The organism is Allobaculum stercoricanis DSM 13633 (assembly GCF_000384195.1).
Taxonomy (GTDB): Bacteria; Bacillota_I; Bacilli_A; order Erysipelotrichales; family Erysipelotrichaceae; genus Allobaculum; species Allobaculum stercoricanis.
This window is the reverse complement of sequence record NZ_KB913034.1, coordinates 86,745-104,104: the sequence shown is the minus strand read 5'-3', so window position 1 is coordinate 104,104 and position 17,360 is coordinate 86,745. Positions and strand designations below refer to the sequence as shown.

General features: G+C 38.1%; 16 protein-coding genes. 9 read left to right on the top strand and 7 right to left on the bottom strand.

From position 1 onward, the window contains the following. Positions 1-83 precede the first annotated feature (83 nt). Positions 84-2,519, top strand: coding sequence for a penicillin-binding protein (locus ALLST_RS09600; protein ID WP_019892001.1), 2,436 nt, complete (start codon positions 84-86; stop codon positions 2,517-2,519). A 145-nt stretch (positions 2,520-2,664) separates the two neighbouring features. Here ALLST_RS09600 and ALLST_RS0100455 read toward each other — a convergent pair whose 3' ends face one another. Further along, on the bottom strand, positions 2,665-3,417 hold the full coding sequence (locus ALLST_RS0100455; RefSeq protein ID WP_019892000.1) for a hypothetical protein: 753 nt from the start codon (positions 3,415-3,417) through the stop codon (positions 2,665-2,667). Between the two features lie 347 nt (positions 3,418-3,764). Between ALLST_RS0100455 and ALLST_RS0100450 the strand changes: the two genes are divergently transcribed. Beyond that, entirely contained in the window at positions 3,765-4,676 is a 912-nt protein-coding gene (locus ALLST_RS0100450) for a hypothetical protein (protein ID WP_019891999.1), read from the top strand. A 71-nt stretch (positions 4,677-4,747) separates the two neighbouring features. Here ALLST_RS0100450 and ALLST_RS0100445 read toward each other — a convergent pair whose 3' ends face one another. Continuing rightward, positions 4,748-5,683, bottom strand: a complete 936-nt coding sequence (locus ALLST_RS0100445) for an alpha/beta fold hydrolase (RefSeq protein ID WP_019891998.1) — start codon at positions 5,681-5,683, stop codon at positions 4,748-4,750. A 422-nt stretch (positions 5,684-6,105) separates the two neighbouring features. Then, positions 6,106-6,525 carry a hypothetical protein gene (locus tag ALLST_RS0100440; protein WP_019891996.1) on the bottom strand — a complete coding sequence of 140 codons (420 nt, stop codon included), beginning with the start codon at positions 6,523-6,525 and terminating at the stop codon, positions 6,106-6,108. 436 nt (positions 6,526-6,961) lie between these two features. Between ALLST_RS0100440 and rsmD the strand changes: the two genes are divergently transcribed. The 4 genes from rsmD (at position 6,962) to ALLST_RS0100420 (ending at position 9,700) form a co-directional block, all read left to right on the top strand. After that, positions 6,962-7,528 carry a 16S rRNA (guanine(966)-N(2))-methyltransferase RsmD gene (gene rsmD, locus ALLST_RS0100435; RefSeq protein ID WP_019891995.1) on the top strand — a complete coding sequence of 189 codons (567 nt, stop codon included), beginning with the start codon at positions 6,962-6,964 and terminating at the stop codon, positions 7,526-7,528. A 276-nt stretch (positions 7,529-7,804) separates the two neighbouring features. Then, complete coding sequence (locus ALLST_RS0100430; RefSeq protein WP_019891994.1) at positions 7,805-8,230, top strand: hypothetical protein; 426 nt, start codon at positions 7,805-7,807, stop codon at positions 8,228-8,230. Between the two features lie 146 nt (positions 8,231-8,376). Then, complete coding sequence (locus tag ALLST_RS0100425; RefSeq protein WP_019891993.1) at positions 8,377-9,075, top strand: response regulator; 699 nt, start codon at positions 8,377-8,379, stop codon at positions 9,073-9,075. Positions 9,076-9,184: 109 nt separating this feature from the next. Next, on the top strand, positions 9,185-9,700 hold the full coding sequence (locus ALLST_RS0100420; RefSeq protein WP_019891992.1) for a nitroreductase: 516 nt from the start codon (positions 9,185-9,187) through the stop codon (positions 9,698-9,700). A 364-nt stretch (positions 9,701-10,064) separates the two neighbouring features. On the opposite strand, the gene ALLST_RS0100415 is transcribed toward ALLST_RS0100420, so the two are convergent. Continuing rightward, a complete protein-coding gene (locus ALLST_RS0100415) occupies positions 10,065-10,562 on the bottom strand; it encodes a hypothetical protein (protein ID WP_019891991.1) in 498 nt (165 codons plus the stop codon). Positions 10,563-10,847: 285 nt separating this feature from the next. Here ALLST_RS0100415 and ALLST_RS0100410 point away from each other — a divergent pair, with 285 nt between their 5' ends. After that, entirely contained in the window at positions 10,848-12,788 is a 1,941-nt protein-coding gene (locus ALLST_RS0100410) for a BMP family ABC transporter substrate-binding protein (RefSeq protein ID WP_019891990.1), read from the top strand. After that, positions 12,775-13,422, top strand: coding sequence for a metallophosphoesterase family protein (locus ALLST_RS0100405; protein WP_019891989.1), 648 nt, complete (start codon positions 12,775-12,777; stop codon positions 13,420-13,422). Before ALLST_RS0100410 ends, ALLST_RS0100405 begins: the two co-directional genes overlap by 14 nt. A 61-nt stretch (positions 13,423-13,483) precedes the next feature. Here ALLST_RS0100405 and ALLST_RS0100400 read toward each other — a convergent pair whose 3' ends face one another. The 3 genes from ALLST_RS0100400 to ALLST_RS0100390 form a co-directional block, all read right to left on the bottom strand. After that, entirely contained in the window at positions 13,484-15,028 is a 1,545-nt protein-coding gene (locus ALLST_RS0100400) for an MFS transporter (RefSeq protein ID WP_019891988.1), read from the bottom strand. A 262-nt stretch (positions 15,029-15,290) separates the two neighbouring features. Further along, the gene (locus ALLST_RS0100395; RefSeq protein WP_019891987.1) at positions 15,291-15,599 is read right to left on the bottom strand and encodes a branched-chain amino acid transport AzlD family protein; all 309 of its coding nucleotides are present in this window, start codon (positions 15,597-15,599) and stop codon (positions 15,291-15,293) included. Next, entirely contained in the window at positions 15,599-16,339 is a 741-nt protein-coding gene (locus tag ALLST_RS0100390; RefSeq protein ID WP_019891986.1) for an AzlC family ABC transporter permease, read from the bottom strand. The genes ALLST_RS0100395 and ALLST_RS0100390 overlap by 1 nt, the downstream gene beginning before the upstream one ends. A 217-nt stretch (positions 16,340-16,556) precedes the next feature. Here ALLST_RS0100390 and ALLST_RS10870 point away from each other — a divergent pair, with 217 nt between their 5' ends. Next, the gene (locus ALLST_RS10870; protein ID WP_019891985.1) at positions 16,557-16,973 is read left to right on the top strand and encodes a hypothetical protein; all 417 of its coding nucleotides are present in this window, start codon (positions 16,557-16,559) and stop codon (positions 16,971-16,973) included. The last annotated feature ends 387 nt before the right edge of the window (positions 16,974-17,360 follow it).

Sequence of the window (17,360 nt, the reverse complement as noted above, 5' to 3'; positions counted from 1 at the left end):
ATATACTCTTGTTGGCCACTAAAAATAAGAGCCATAGATTTAAAAAAAATAGTTTCAACTGAAGATATAGAAAGGAGATCGGAATGCAAAAAAAGCGAAAAAACAAGAAACAAGTCGAACATTTAGATGTCCAACAACTCGATTTAATCCCTGGTGTCGATTATGAAGAGATCAACAAAAAACGAGCTCGCCACCGCTTACGCCAAGCGAAAAGTGCTGAAAACTGCACCTCCAACCGCCATATTTTCCAAGTGAGTGCCGTTTTAATCAGTTGTGCTGCACTTGCTTGTTGCACCCTCCTTTATACAATGGTTACCCAAAAGCATTTTTGGTCAGGAAACCTCGCCATTAATTCCATGATTCGCAACTCCGTTCAAGCTAGAACGATCAATGGCGTTCGAGGAGACATTCTCGATCGCTCCAATCAAGTTTTAGCAAGGCAAACGATCGCTTATACTTTAGCCGCAAACTTTGATACGCGAACTCCAGAAGAAAAAGCCGCAGAAGAGCGTTTAATCGAAGCACAACGGCAAAACGCACTCTATAAAGCCGAACTCAATGGTCGCACTGAACAAACAGAAGCAGCTTTAGCTGCCGCCGATGCTCAAAACACGGGAAGTTATGTCGAAGATCCCCAAGCATTTGCCGCTGCCATCAAGTCTGTTCTTGGCGATGCCGTCAACGAAGAGACACTTGTGCGCTTAATCGAGCGCGGACAAATGCAAGGCAAAAGCCAAATCGAGCTGGGGACTGGAACGAAACGAATTAGTCGTGAAGATAAAGAAAAACTCGAATCCATGAAAATTCCTGGCCTTTCTTTTATTGAAACAACAAAACGCGATTATCCGATTACCCCTCTATCCTCGAACTTAATCGGGTTTGCCGCCTATGATGACACTGCGCAAAACATCATTGGTAAACTTGGTTTAGAAAAATCCATGGAACTGTATCTTGGATCCGAAGATGGTCAAGAACAATATCGCGCCACTAATACGAACCAAGAATTACCGGGATCGCGAGAAATAATTACCGAAGCCGTCAATGGTGACCACGTCAAACTCACTTTAGATAGCTCTTTACAACAAACCGTCGAAGAACAAATGCGCTTTACGATGGAAGATTCCAAAGCATCCGCTGCTTGGACTTTAGTTATGGAAGTTGAAACGGGAAAAATTCTCGCTTGGGCTTCTTATCCAACTTACGATCAAAATAGCCATTTAGATATTCCTTCCTATATCGATAAAGTTTCGGAATATCCTTTAGAGCCTGGTTCAATTATTAAACCACTCTACTATGCGATGGCCATTGATGCCGGGGTTTATCCTTATAATCAAACGTATCGTGCAGGTGAATTTGCCTATACAGAAGATCCTCTTACCGGAAAAATTACCCGTGTTGCTTCACAATATGAAACCACCATCCCACCGATCCTTGACGCCTTAGGAAAAGACCATGGTGTGCTCACTTTTGAAGATGGTTTGGCTCTTTCTTCGAACATCGCACTTTGTGAATTGCTCACGAATCACTTAAATAAAGAAACCGTCAATCGCTATTTAGAAGAGTTCGATTTGTTCGAACAAACTGGGATTCCCTTCGTTAACGAACAAGTCGGAATCAAAAACACCACCTCGGCAACCGACTATTTATCTTCCGGGTTTGGTCAGGCTTCTTCCATGACGATTTTGGAATTATGCAAAGCTTATACCGCGATCTTCAATGATGGCATTATGATGCAACCTTATATTGTTGATTCCATTATCGATAGCTCCACAGAAGAAACGATCCAAAAAAATTCTCCACAAGCTGTCGGCACCCCTGTTTCTGCAGATACCGCGCATCAAGTTGTCGATTTAATGCGTCATGTCCTCGATCCAGGAATGACCGGGGATCGCTTTGCGATTGAAGGGATCGACATGGCTCTAAAAACAGGTACCGGGGAAATCTATAATGAAGATACGCATACGTATGATAAAGAAAACTATACGTCTTCCACTATTGCTGCCGCACCAGCGAATGATCCTAAAGTTCTCGTTTGTTACGGCATGCAAGGTCCGAACTACTTAAATTATTCGGCAGATCCTTTTAAAGAAATTATGAAAAGTGCCCTGCAAACGGTCAATGTCAATACGGGTACCGATCGCAGTGTCACTGAACAACATCAAGAATGGGTTTCTTCACCAATGCCTTCTTTAACGAGTCATTCTTTGAATTATGCCCAAGAAAGATTAGCCGGCACTAAAGTGAATACAATTATCATTGGCGATGGCGATACTGTGGTTGCTCAATTCCCTGATCCTTCCACAACAATCAACTCCAACGATAACGTCATGTTATTAACCAACGGTTCTACGCGCCAAATGCCGGATATGATCGGCTGGACAAGAAAAGATATCACCGCCTTTTGGAACTTAACCGGCATATCCATCTCTGCTGATGGCTATGGTCGAGTCCACTGGCAAAGTATCCCCGCCACAACGCCAATCCAAGAGGATACAGTGATTGAAGTCAAACTCGAATAAATTTCCAATGCCCTAAGCGATAGCCAATCGCCACTGGGCATTTTTTATATTCTTTTTCTTGGCACAAAAAAAGCAGAAGATTTTTATTCAAACAATTGATCTTCTGCTTTTTGTTGATTTTTAATCTTAGTCCTTGCTCAAATCGCTATTGGCCAATATTTTTGTCTTCACTTTTATTGGCATAATAGTGCGTGGTTTGAACGAGTTCATCCAGTCTTTCGTCAAGGGCATCGCCTTTTTCAAAACTTGAACTTTGATGAATGCGGATGAGTTCATCTACGATTTGGTTAATTTTATCGAGGACATCTTGTGAATCATGAACATAATGCGTCAAAATCTCAAGTCGAGCGGGCGTTGGTTCGGAGTTTCCAAATAATTCCACGGCCTTATTGGCATGTTCAACATTTTGTTCTAATACTTGATTCGCCTTTGTTAAAACATCGGTATAGCGGGCGATCGAAATCGTTGAATCCCCAAAATATTCTTGTAAAAGTTCTTCTACACTGTTGTAGCGTTCTTGCGCATCTTTTTGGATGTTCTCTAAATTCTTTAAAATGACTTTATATTTTTTATGTATTTTCGCTTTTGTTGATTTGGATTTAGGTGCCGGAGAAATTGTTTGTCTACTCACTCTAGGGGCCTGTTTTTCACTCGTATTGATTCCGCAAAAACCACCAAGCAAAGCGCCAAAAGAGAAAACAGTCGCCAAAATATAACAATACGGTACAATCGAGTTCTGCATGTAACCTACTCCAAAAGAGCCAATCATCATTAAAAACGAGAACAGAAATGTTCCTCCCGCCAAAATGAATAAAAAGATCCGATTCCATGTTGTTAATTCATATATACTTTTTTTGAAAAATCCAACTTTTCGTGTTCGTTGATTTCTAGAAGCCATAAAACATCCCTCATCCTCTATGCGATTGAAGTTTAAAATTTTTTATCCTTATTTTTACATTGAAAACTATTCACATTTTATCATTCTTTTTGATCTTCCTTAGACTTTTATAATTTTTTTATGGTTCTTACCGCTGTATTGCTTCTTTCTAATTTTTTATCAAAACGTTACATCATCCCTCTTGTCAAAAGACCTCCATAAAATCAAAAATTCATGATCAAAATGATTGAAATCCCCTGATTTTATTCCTCCATCATTTAGATTTGATAAAATCAAATTACATTCATTTTCACTTTGATTCCTCATTACATTTTGATGTAAACCTGATCTAGAACTTGGAGGTTTTTATGTCCGATTCCAATCATCAAATGCCACCTCAAATTCCCGAACTCCCTGATCTTCCTGAAATTCCTGAAGATGCCAAACAAGATCATTCTTTCTCTTCTTTGGAAACAAAGCCACAAAATCCCAGAAAAAAAACTTCAACAAAGAAAAAAGGCTTTAAACCCGGACAATGGTTATTGTGTTCTTGGTTAGCCATCTTGGTTAGTTTTGTGGGGATGATGTTTCTTCCCTCTTCTTCTTCTGGAGCAGAATATATTTCTTCTGATCATGACAAAGGACTTCCGTCTTGTGTTCGTGCCGAACCATTCCAAGTTTCCAAACCGACTGACAATACCGTTATGATCAATTTTCATCTTACTAAAGATGATCCGGCGATTTATGCCTCTCTTTTTATCGATGTAGAAATTACTGCCAATGAAGACTATGGAGAACTGTATAATTTTTCGCACATTGAACTCGGTTATGGCCAAGAAGACGCTTGGACGAGCGTGCTCTACACGTCTTCCCAACTTGAAGGTGTGGATGCTAAAGATATTCAAGTAGATGTCGATTATGAATCTTCCTATACAACAAGTCTTATGGATTATGATTACTATCTCGACGAAGGCGAAGATGCGACATACGAAAATATCCTTTGGCACTATTTGAAACGCCATCCTGAACAAAACCCACGAATCGAAGTGATTTCCGATGGCGTTGATCAACAAAATGGTGTTGTTCAATATCAAGTCAGCCTTGATTCTGATGGTGTATTTTACGGAAATGCCAATATTCTCTTTAAAAATAAAGGAGAAGTCGTATTTGCCGAAATGGTCGATCTCGATGCATCAACCAATCAGCATACTTTTGCTTATTCTGCCCCGATTCCTTTACCGGAATATGATGCCGTTGAAATTCAATACATACTTGAATAACCCATAATGAAAAAGGAACAAAGCGAGCGATTATCCTCGATTTGTTCCTTTTTTTCTACTTTATTATCCATTTATTTTAATGTCGCTTCTTTGCGCTGCGTTTCAAGAAATGTATAGATGTCTTCATAAACGAGTTGGCCATCTGTCTCATTTAAAATTTCATGACGCATCTTTTCGTATAATTTTCCTGCTACGTTTTGATATCCACGATCTTTTAAAAACTGTTGCATCTTCATAAATTGTTGAGCATTGCCAATCACCGGATCTTCTGCTCCTGCGACAAAGAAAATTGGCAATTGTGGATTTTTCAATGCCCAGCCTTTTTTTCGATAACAATCGATGACGAGCTGCAATAAATTGGCATAGCCATTCAAAGTAAAAGGTTTGCCACAAATTGGATCCGCATTGAAGCGATCTACATTGTCTTCATTGTAAGACAACCACCGATTTTTCTGTTCACCGGCAATCCCTTTATCAAACGAACCTTCCACAAGATTGGCGACAAATTTGGAAATGTAGCGATCTCCTTTGAATGCGCGAATGACATTGACTAACATTTTACCTGGTTTAGCTGCCGGATTTTTATACACTGCCCCTGATAACACTAAAGCTGAAATGCGATCATCATAAGATTGAATATATTTTCGAGCGACTAAAGTTCCCATTGAATGGGCAATTAAGAAAACAGGTACACCAGGGTATTCTTGGCGTAAATTTTCTTGAACCGCATTGAGATCCTCTACGATTGCATCGCCACTTTCATCATAGAAATAGCCCAAATCTTCAGGACATTGAATACTTTTTCCATGTCCGCGATGATCCGCACAGACAACGGCATATCCTTTACTTGCTAAATAGTTCATAAAGTCGCGATAGCGTTCTTTATGTTCTTGCATGCCGTGGGCGATTTGAACAATCCCCACCACTGTTCCATGATCCGGAAGGACTTCTAAAATATCTAATTCCAATCCATCACTCGGGGATTTCACTGTTTGGTTGCGTTCCATATTCATTCCTCTCGTCTATCTTTTTCTTTTTATTATTGTACGAATCTTTTCAAAAGTGTATGGTCTAGTGCCCATTAAAAATGGCACTAACTTTTTTACTAAATTATCCGTTAGACAATTGACGAATTCTCCCTTTTCGCCATCTGATTTTTTTCGCCTATTCTCTTTTTTTCTCTTCGGCCTCTTTCGAACATCATCATTTCGAGTTATATACAACGTATTTTTAGTTAAAATATAACTCCATATCTTGCGCTATAAATCAATTTGATTACATTGCTTCAATCATGAAGGCTCGCTGCTTTATATGGATTTTTGTGACATTGGTATGTAAGAATCCAACACGATCTACCCTTTTTAAAATTATCGACAGAAAAAAAGCAGACTCTTTATCTTGATTTGAGTCTGCTTGATCATTCAAGTTTTCAATCTCTTTCGTGTTTCGAATGATTCGAAACAGTGCCTGCTGGTTTTGGGTCTACAGTCAAGATGCTGACAAGCTGATAGAAGCGTTCGCGAGGAACTTCTTTATTTTCATGATTTGTTTTTAATTCGACTGCGATTTGATGCAGTTTATTCCAACGTTCTTGCTTTTGGCTTCGAACTTCCTCTGGTTCTTGATAGAGGGAATTCAAATCCGTTTCGGTTTTTCGTTTTGATTTGCAGTTAGAAGGTAGGCGAACTTCGATCTGGCAAATATAATTCAAGCGTGTTTCGTCGCTCATCTCATCGTTTGCTAAGATTTCATAGATTAACCCATCATCTACCGCATTATTATCCATGCAGGCACTGGCAAGTGAAGAAAGCTTATTTTCTAAATGAATTTGTAAATTGCGTGTATTCATACTCTTCACCTCCAGAATGCAAAACCAATTCAACTAGAGGAATCTCTAGTTTTACTGTAAGTTTACAACCTACATCAATGTTTTAAACAGTTCATTTTGTGTCCTATTTAAAGATTCAAATCCATTTAAAATGAATTCAAGGTTTTTTAATCGTTATTCTAAATCTCTGCTTTACACTTGTGAAAATATTGATTTTTCCACAAACGAATCGCTTTTGTTTTACTTATTTTTTAGTTTGTTGTTTCTCTTGTTTTTACTCCATTTTCTTTTTGAATTGCTTTTTGTTTCTTCAATTCGAGAGTGTTAATACTCGAATCATCCTTTAAGAGCCGATTTCTTTTGGAATGAAAGCATTCGTTTGATACTTGTTACATTCTTATTATTCGTGAATTCGCACTTTGATGGTAGGATATTGGCAAGTAAGGATGGATAAACAATGAGAATTATTTCTGGAGATGCTCGTGGCAAAATCATCGAAGCCCCACAAGGTTTAGATACCCGCCCTGTTACGGATAAGATTCGCCAAGCACTATTTAATATATGGCAGTTTGATATTCCGAATTGCGACTTTCTCGATCTCTTTTCTGGTTCCGGTTCAATGGGCCTAGAAGCAATGAGTCGCCATGCGCACTGTGTCATCATGGTTGAAAAAGGAAAAGAAGCCGCCAATGTCATTCGTCGTAACATCAAAGCATGCCATTTTGAAAATCGCAATATTCGCGTATTGGAACAAGATGTCTTCGTTGCGATTGAAGATTTAAAAAACAAAAAACAAACTTTCGATAAAATCTATCTCGATCCCCCTTATACTGTTGATTCAATTTTTATCCCTGTCATGGAAGCTTTAAGTGATGCTGCTTTGATCAAAGAGGATGGAGAAATTGTGATCCGAACCAAAAAAGAAAAAGAGATGCCGGATCAAATTGGCGTATTAGAAAAAGTCCGCACAAAAACTTGGGGAATTTCGACTGCCCATTTTTATCGTAAAATCGAAGTGAAATAAAAAAGCAATTTATTTTTACGTAGCGTTTAATGAGTTTCATTTTTGTGAAAAGTGCCTGAAAATCAAGGCGCTTTTTTCTTTTTTGCGCTTCTTTTTCATCTTCTTCTTACCGCTGAATTTTCGAAAGAAAATCGTCATAAACACGTGATTTTACTTGATGAATGCGATTGAATCGGCTAAGTTAGTAACAGGTACATCCCTTGTATTTTCACAATATGTCCCCATTATGCGCAAAGAAATAATTTCATATTTATATCATTAAAAACGGAGATCTTTATGCGTCACTACATTCGCAACGAAGAACTTTACACAACCTTAAACCAAATTTTAAATCAGCAAAATCCAGAACTTACGAACATCTATAAAAAAGTAATTCTTTATCGTTCGGCCATTAACTTTAAATCCAAAGAGAATGTGGAAGATATCTTATTACTGCCAACAAGAATCTTTTGTTCCTTTATGAACCTCTTGTTGATTCCAGTATTATGTCAACTGCTCATCCATCGGGTTTTCCCGCAAATTCTTGATTGGGCGGCCTACTCAATTTTAGCCTCAACTGCTTTTTTAGCCCTAGTTCAAGTTTGGATCTTCTTTTCAGCATTGATTAAATTTTCAATGTATAAAACCTATTTTATTGTTGATGAACTTTTTGCCCGTAAGATTTTAGTTGTTCAACAAATCCAGACAAAAAAAGCGGTGTAATTTGATTTTTATTTAAACATGAATCCCCTACTCACGAACAAAGAGTGGGGGATTTGTCTTTGATTTATAGGAAAGTGATGTTCATTCGATTTGTATTCCCCCGTTGTTGTTCGCTATAATAATAAAACAAAACAAGGTGATCAAATATGAAAACAACTACTGTTCTCGTCGTTGAAGACGATAATTCTATCCGTAATTTGATTGGGACAACCCTCAAATCTCATGACTATCAGTATTTGATGACCAGTGATGGAAAAAATGCAATTCTCGAAGCATCGACGCACAATCCAGATGTCATGTTTTTAGATTTAGGCTTACCGGACATCGATGGTGTTCAAATTATTCATAAAATTAGAAGCTGGTCGAATATGCCGATCATTGTTATTTCCGCACGGAGTGATGACGATGATAAGCTCGCCGCTTTAGACGCCGGTGCTGATGACTATTTAACAAAACCATTTTCGATTGTCGAATTACTCGCTCGCTTACGCGTTGTAGAACGACACTTATCTAATCAATCTTTACCTACAAACAATAATTCCATCTTTATCAATGGTCCTTTAAAAGTCGATTATGCGGCAGGTTGTGCACTGATCAATAATGAAGAACTGCATTTAACCCCTATTGAATTCAAACTGCTCACTTTGTTGTCTAAAAACGTCGGTCGTGTTTTAACGCATAACTACATCACACAAAAAATTTGGGGAACGAATTCGGATAATGATATTGCTTCCCTTCGCGTCTTTATGGCCACACTGCGTAAAAAGCTCGAATCAAAAAAGGGCTCTCCACAGTTTATCCAAACCCATATTGGGGTTGGATATCGCATGTTAAAAGTAGATTAACTAAAAAGCTGATTTTCTTTGATGAAATCAGCTTTTAGTTTTTCTAGCCAAGCAAAACTAAAAGCCATTTGTGATGATTTAAAATAAAATAACAGGTGAGGTGATCAAAATGAATGAAGTAATAAATTCAATACAAACAAGAAGATCGATTCGTCAGTTTAATGACAAACCGATTTCTAAAGAAGACTTAGAATTGATTGTCGATTGCGCCATTCACGCTCCAAGTGGAATGGGAAAAGACACCTGGTACTTTGCGGTTGTGACCAATCAAGATTTGATTAATGAATTGATTGATATTATGAAAGTTGAATTAAATAACAACGCGTATACGATGTATCATCCAACTGCATTAATTATCCCCGCCAACTTAAAGGATAATAGTCATGGCATGGAAGATAATGCTTGTGCTTTGGAAAATATCTTTCTTGCCAGTCATAGTTTAAATATCGGTTCAGTATGGATTAACCAATTAAGACATTATATGGATTCCAAAAACCTTCGCACATTTTTAGAAAAAGTAGGTATTGATGATTCCATGGTCGTTTATGGCATTGCCGCTTTAGGTTATTACGATACAAAACCTGTACCAAAAATTAGAAAAGGAAAATTCGCCTTTTTTGAATAAAAAGAAAAGAGCCCGCAGGCTCTTCTTTGGTTTTGTCCGTACAAAACCTCTCGATAGTTGTGGTATAAGGATAGTTAAAACGTAAGTTATGAACACATCAGAAGGTAGTAGAGATTAATATAATGAATACATGATCGTTTTTTAATGATAATAGATTGTCCTTATACCTATCGTACCCAAAACCCACGTCCCCCAACGTTGAGATTAAGTACATCGAAAGTATAGAAAACACTCATAGGCAAGTCAACCACCCTTTTTCGGTGTTTTCTATTTTCGCTAATTTTCCCTAAAAAAGAGAGCTACTCATTTTTTAAATGAGTAGCTACTTGTTTCATCATAAATTGTTGGGAATCGATAGTCCTCATTAGAATGTTTGGACAAATTGAGTAATGATCGCATCTTTTTCTTCTTCAATTGGCGAATCTGGTTCATGTTCATACACCCGCAAGCTTGGTGAACGGAATGTTTCACGAGTAATTGTAACATCGCGAGACCCTGTTAATTCAATATGAATCGACTTTGTGTAGCTTGCTGTGTCATTAGGCGTATTGACTCGTTCGCTGATTACTTTTACCGAACGAACGATTTCTCCAGTATTTGAAAATTCAATTTCATCGCCATCTGTATATTGTGGAATTTCATGAATTAAGCGTACCCGCAACTGTGGATATGCTTCTGGGGTTTCGATTGCTTGTTGGGTTCGGAAACAAGAATCAATTTTAATTCCTTTGTCTTTCGATAAAACCAAAATCGTTTCTACAGGCTTGCTGATCGAATCGTTTTTTACGGGAACAATGACTCGTTCTGCTTTGCGCCCAACTAAGTTTTCTAATAACTGCATTTCTTCTCCACTTAAAACCATTTCAATCTTCCTCTCTTAGCGGGCAACAGCCCCATTTATTCAATGTAAAAAGGATATCTTTCTTTTTACATTTTCATTGTAGAGGATCCATTTTATTGAAATCACAAACGGACCTAGTTGGATATTAAAATGGCTTATTCGGTTCTTTGCCCTTTTTAAAACAAAATCATTTGCGCGAAAACGTTTCATTTTTTCGCCCTGTTGACACTCTGAAACGTTTTAATCATTAGACATAGAAATCCCAACCAAAATACTCAATGATAATAAAAGAATGGAGGTTGTGATATGACAAACGTAACTGATGTTTATCTTCAAGCCCGCAAACAAGCGCTTGCTTGTGTAAACGAGAAGAAAAGATTAAACGAAGACCCTTATCTTCCCGTCCTCGATCATATTTTAAAAGACCAAACGATTATCAAAAAAGAATTTCATAGTCTACAAGAAATCCCCACTCATTCCATCATCGGGACGTGTCATGAAGGACGTACCCATTCTTTTGCGGCAAACTTTATGCCGTTATTAGAGACCAACACTGAATTTGCGAATAAATGGATGAACTTATATCAATACGCTTTAAGTGAAGGCCTTCATGATGCGATTACGGTTTATCTGTTTTTCGGTCATTATTTTGTTGAAGAAGGAAATAAACGCGTCTCGGTTACCCGCTTGTTGAATAACCCCTTAATTCAAGCAAACGTAATTGAATTGATTGTCGATTGCCAAAGTCTTGAGCAAAGTGATTTATATTCTGCCTATTTAAATTTTCGCCAAGCTAGTGGAATCACAACATTATTGATGTCTAAAGCGAAAAACTATGATCGATTATTGAAGCTGATTCTCAAAGACAATCAAGAAGAGCTAAATGATCATCAAAAAGAAGATCTCTCTTCTTTTTTCAAAACATTTGAAACAGTTTTATCCAAAATCGTCCTTGAACCGATTGCAGCAACCCCTGGCGATGCCTTTTTACTATTTTTAGAAGTCTATGGATATCCCGAAGGTCAAATCATTCCCGATACTGTAATCGAAAAAGAGTTAATGCGCATTTTGCCTACAATTAAAACTTATCCCCATTCTCCTAAAGCCGCTTTATTGACCAAAGCAGAAATTTCCGATCATAAATCGCTATTTGCGGCTTTTAAAGAACCCATTAAAGCCGTTTTAATTAGCCAAGGAGATCCGCAAACTTCCATTTGGACAGCTACTCATGAACAGGCTTTCCACAAAATGGCGAATGCTCTCCAAAACCAGGTTGCCATTCAATGTTATTCTGGCCATCAAAACGAAGAAATTATTCAAGCAATGGAAAACAGTATTGCATGGGGTGCACAAGTGATCTTCACTTCCCATCCTTTATTGTTACAAATCACGAATCGCTTTGCGGCCAAATATCCTAAAGTTCGCTTTTTGAATTGCTCCTTAAATCCCGAATCCACGGCCGTTCGCTCGTACTCTACGCGCGGCTATGAAATTATGTTTTTACAAGGACTCGCTGCTGGCGCTTTATCTCATTCTAGTCATATCGGATATATCGCAGATTATCCGATTTATGGTGCGATTGCCAATATTAATGCCTTTGCCCTTGGCGTCAAGATGGTCCGCCCCCACGCCAAAGTGTATTTAGATTGGTCAACTACAACGATGGCCACTAATCGTGAGTTTCCTATGGATATCGATATGATTTATATTGCCGGTCAAGAATTCGATCCTGCAATTCAAAAAGGAAAACGCTTTGGCTTATTCGATGTTCGGGCTTCAAAATTCTCTAATTTGTCGACGATCCAACAGAAATGGAGTATCTTCTATACCCAAATTATTCAATCGATTTTAAATCGGACTTATCGTTTTGATGAGGCTAAAGGATCCTCGATTAACTATTGGCTAGGCATCTCCAACGGTTTAATTGATGTCAGCTTTAGTCAAGAGTTACCTTTTGAAACAAAGCGAATGATTGAACTGATTAAAAATAATATTGCCCAAAACAATTTCAATATTTTTGAAGAAACAAATGCCCAAAGTCATCAAAAACCAGTTCCCGATTCCACGCCACTGTCGATGGAAGAAATTGCCACGATGAACTGGCTTGTTGATAATATCGTCGGAACGATTCCCACGGATATCCAACTGATTCCTTCTGCGGAAAAAGTTGTCCAAATCCATGGTTTAGATTCCATCGATCCCTTGCCTTTTCATGTCGCACAGGAGATGGATCATGAGCCAAAATAAATTACGAATTTTATTATTGAGTGATGTGATTGATCGTCGATATGATCAAAAATGGGATGAACATTGTTTTGATGGAATCGATTTAATCATCTCTTGTGGCGATCTTCCCGCAAGTTATTTGGAATTTATCGCCACAATGTTTCATGGCGATGTGTTATACGTTGCTGGTAACCACGATGAACGTTATCTTCAACATCCTCCGCAAGGTTGTATTGGTATCGATGACCAATTAATCAACTGGCATGGCCTGCGCATTTTAGGATTAGGCGGTGCCATGGGCTTTTCTTCTCACCCTTATCAGCTCACCGAAAAACAAATGAAAAAACGCGTCCATAAGTTATGGCTTTCCTTATATAAACAAAAAGGATTTGATATTCTCGTCACTCATGCCCCCGCAAAGGGATATCATGATGGTCAAGATTTATGTCATCAAGGCTTTGAAACATTCAAACAATTGATTCATCAATATCAACCGCGTTATTTCTTTCATGGACACGTCCATTTCACTTATGGTGATTTTCCCCGTCTTTATCAAATTGAAAACACCACGGCGATCAATGGCTATTCTAGCTATATTGTCGAAATCCCTGTAAACTCATCGAGCGATGACGATGCAAAATTTTATATTCGATAAAAAAACCAGAGCGTTTTTCTCCATTGGAGTGCTCTGGTTTTTCCATATTTATATTGTAGATTTATTTTGTAGAATCATCTTGTTCTTCTTCTGATTCAACAGGAGTTTCTTCTTTTTGATTGATCGATTCATCTACGTTTGTTTCTTGAACATCTAAATTGTCTTCTGTCAAAGTGTCCCGTTCATCATTGGATGGAACTTCATGTGGTGCTTCTTCAAATAAAGCCATTTGTTTGTTGAAAACAGCAGATGGATGATCGTCATCTGTTTGTGATGAGTCAGTTTCTTGTGCTTTTTGTTCAAACGCTTTTTGACGTTCTTTTTCCACTTTCATCATTTGCCGTTTTTTGCTTTCATCACGCACCCGCTCAATAAAGGAACGAGTAAAATCATTCGTGACTAAATCATCCATTTTCTCATTAGAAATCAGATAATAGATCAATCCAGCAATGCAAACTTCCATCAAAATAGCGATGATGTATACCCATAAATAAGACGTCAGTTTGTCGTACATAAAGCCAACTAAGCTGATCATCAATGCTGTAGTTAATGTGGATAAGAAGTTCAAGATCGCATAAACCGTCGAATAATAACGTTTATCCACACGGTTTGATACGATTAATGGTAACGATAATTCGTTTAGTGCAAAGGCACTACCGAACAAGAAGCAAAGTGGATAAAGTCCATTGCCAATGTGCATTAAAATCAAAATTGTAATGCCGATTGTGGCAATCAACGCCACGATATTCAATAATCCGGAAGCAAGAACCGGTTTAATGCGATCCGCTAACCAACCGGCTGTCAATTTGAATACTAAGTTTCCGATCATGCACCAGCTTAGCGCTGTTGCGCCAACGAGTGCGGATTTGCCAATGGAAGGGGCAAGCGAAGAATAATGCATCGGTAATGCAACTAAGAATGCCGAGAACACTGCGATCAGCGCAAAGCTAATTAATAGCTCGCGTGGTGCTTTTCTCTTATTATTGGATGGCGCTTCTTCTTGTCCATAAGCAACTTTTCCTGCTGTTGCCGGATGCAATGGCACACGCCAATATAAAGCTGGTGCCATAAAAACTAAAATCAATACCGCTTGAATTACAAATCCCATTCGCCAACCAAGCATTTCGACACTAAATGCCATCAAAGGTGAAAAGAGTGCGGTACTTAAAGCTGAAGCAGCCAGAACGATGGAAGTCGTCCAGTTTTTCTTTTGATCGAACCAGTTGTTGATTAAAGTTGTCGCCGGTACTAAACCAATCAAGGAAGCACCCACTCCTAATAAGCAACAAAATGCATAAACGAAGTAGCGGTTAAAGCTAAACGAAATAAAGAGTACAGCAGCACAACTTATTGTCGTTCCGATCAACAGCAATGTTTCTAGTTTTACTGCTCGCAATAAATAAGGAACACACAAAGCGGTTAAAGCCATGAAGACAAGCACAAAAGTTGTTGAACTTGAAGCTTGACCCAAAGAGATATTCAACCCATTTGCGAGCGGTTGATAGAAGACTCCACTTGAATAGAAACAAAGTCCGGTACTTGCTGCAACCATAAAACATGCAGTCAAAATGACTTTGAAATACTGGAGTTTTTCTTGTTTTTCCATAATATTCTCCTTCTTGTATCCATTATATGTTATTCATGAAACCATTTAGAACGTTTTGGCCAAATTCGAGTCAATAATCCCCACTTTTTGGACGTTAACTTGCTTATTTTGGTCGTTTAATTTGCAATTTCTCGTCTTTTTTCCAAAAATTTGGTCTTCTCTTTTTCTTTTTTCCTTTCCTAAACATCACAAAATATTGATTTTTCCTTTACTAAAAGAAAGACGGCATAACTTTCATCATGCCGTCTTTTTCAATTTACTTTTAAAAAATTAATTGACTGATATAAGCGACAACTGCCGCCATAATCGCAACTTGTAACATACTTGCTCCAAACCACGCACCAACAATTGCTACAAGCACACCCAACACACAAGCGACTGTCGACAAAGAAGAGGAAAACACCCCAGGAAAAGTCATCGCGCATAAAACAACATAGGGCACATAGTATAAAAACGATTGAAAGAATCGACTTTGAATTGGCTTCGAGAACAATGCCATAGGAATCATGCGAATAATATAAGTCACTACTGCCATCACGATGATCGCACTATACGTGTAAAGCGAATCCATTATTCTTCCTCACTTTCTAGATCATCATTTTGATTCGCATCTTCTCTAGGGAAACGCCAAGCCATAAACGCACTAATCACAACCGTAATCATAATCAACGTATAACCAGAAGACACTTGGCGAAATGCCGGAATTAAATTGAGTCCGACACTAACAAATGCCGTCAATAAAACACAATATAAAATCGGACGTTCTTTTCTTGCCACAGGAACAAAGATCGCAATAAACATCCCATACATTGCTAAGCCCAGGGCATTGACTAATTGATCCGGCAATGCTGAACTTGCACTTGCGCCCAATAAAGTTCCCAGTGTCCAACCTATAATTGGCGGGATCATCAAACCTAAAAACCAAACAAATTTCACAGCGCCTGTTTGTGATATTGCTACTGCATAAATTTCATCCGTGATGCCAAACGACATGATCAATCGTTTTTTAAGTGGCATCTTGTTTCCTGTTTTTTGCGCCAAAGAAATGGACATCAAAAAATAACGCGCATTAATCACAAGTTGGGTTAACACAAGTTCCACTAAAGAAGCTTGCGCACAAATCAAAGTCGTTCCCGAAAATTGGCCAGCACTTGTCAAATTGAGCAAGCTAGTCATCACCGCTTGCGTAACGGTCATACCTTGAACAATCGCCGCCATTCCATACGCTGCCGAAACCGCAAAGTAGCCTGAAGCAATCGGAATCGAGGCTTTCATTCCTTCAATAAATAATTGTTTCTTTTTCTCATTCATCGTTGCGGATTATAGCACGTTTAAAGCAAAATCATTTCAATTCTGTTTTCATCATCTTTATTTTTAAAAACTCTTGTGCAAAAAATCATGAATCCGAATCAGAAAAAGACCCTCTGCCATTTGGTTATTTTCTTTCTCATTTCTCCATATTTTATATGTCTTAGATTTTTCAAAACGATTTGTTTAGGCTAAACTGTTGAAGACGGAGGATCTGAATATGAAAATTACAGAACCAGCTTTAGTTGAGCTGAATAATATTTTATCCGCAAATGGCGCTGAAGGTCTTGAAGTCATCCTTCAAGAAGGCTGCTGCGGTGTAATGCCTACATTCCAACTCGTTCGCTTTGATGAAGGCGATCAACCAGAAGATATTCAAGGTGTAAAAATTTTAATGGAAGGTGATGCAAAAGACGTCGTTGAAAATGTCATCATCGATTTACAAGACGGTGAATTAATTGTCTTAAGCCAACGCGGCGGATGTTGCGGACATGGGCATCATCATGAACATGGCGATCACGAATGCTGCGGACATGGGCATCACCATGAAGATGGCGATCACGAATGCTGCGGACATGGGCATCACCATGAAGATGGCGATCACGAATGCTGCGGGCATGGGCATCACCACGAATAATCTGAATTCTTAAAAAATCAAAGCGGGTATTGCTCTTGGTTCTCCAAGTCAATTTCCCGCTTTTTCTTTCCTTATATTTATATGGTAAAACTAACTATTTTTGGTTTCCTTTTGACTATTCAATACGCAAGAATAATTCTTTTTTATTTCTTTTTGCTGCTTTTAAATTTTGTCTATCTTCAGTGATCATTTTCCTTAGGAATTGCTTTGAAAACTTTCACTCAGTTTCATTCGTTTCACATTCGTTACTCAATTTTTTTGCTTTCTGTTCATTCCAGTCAAACATTTTCGAAAATATATGTAACTTGCATTTCGATCAGAAAAATTGATTCGATCAACGTTTTAGATCTTTTGATTGTTTTATCATCTATTATAGATACATAAAAT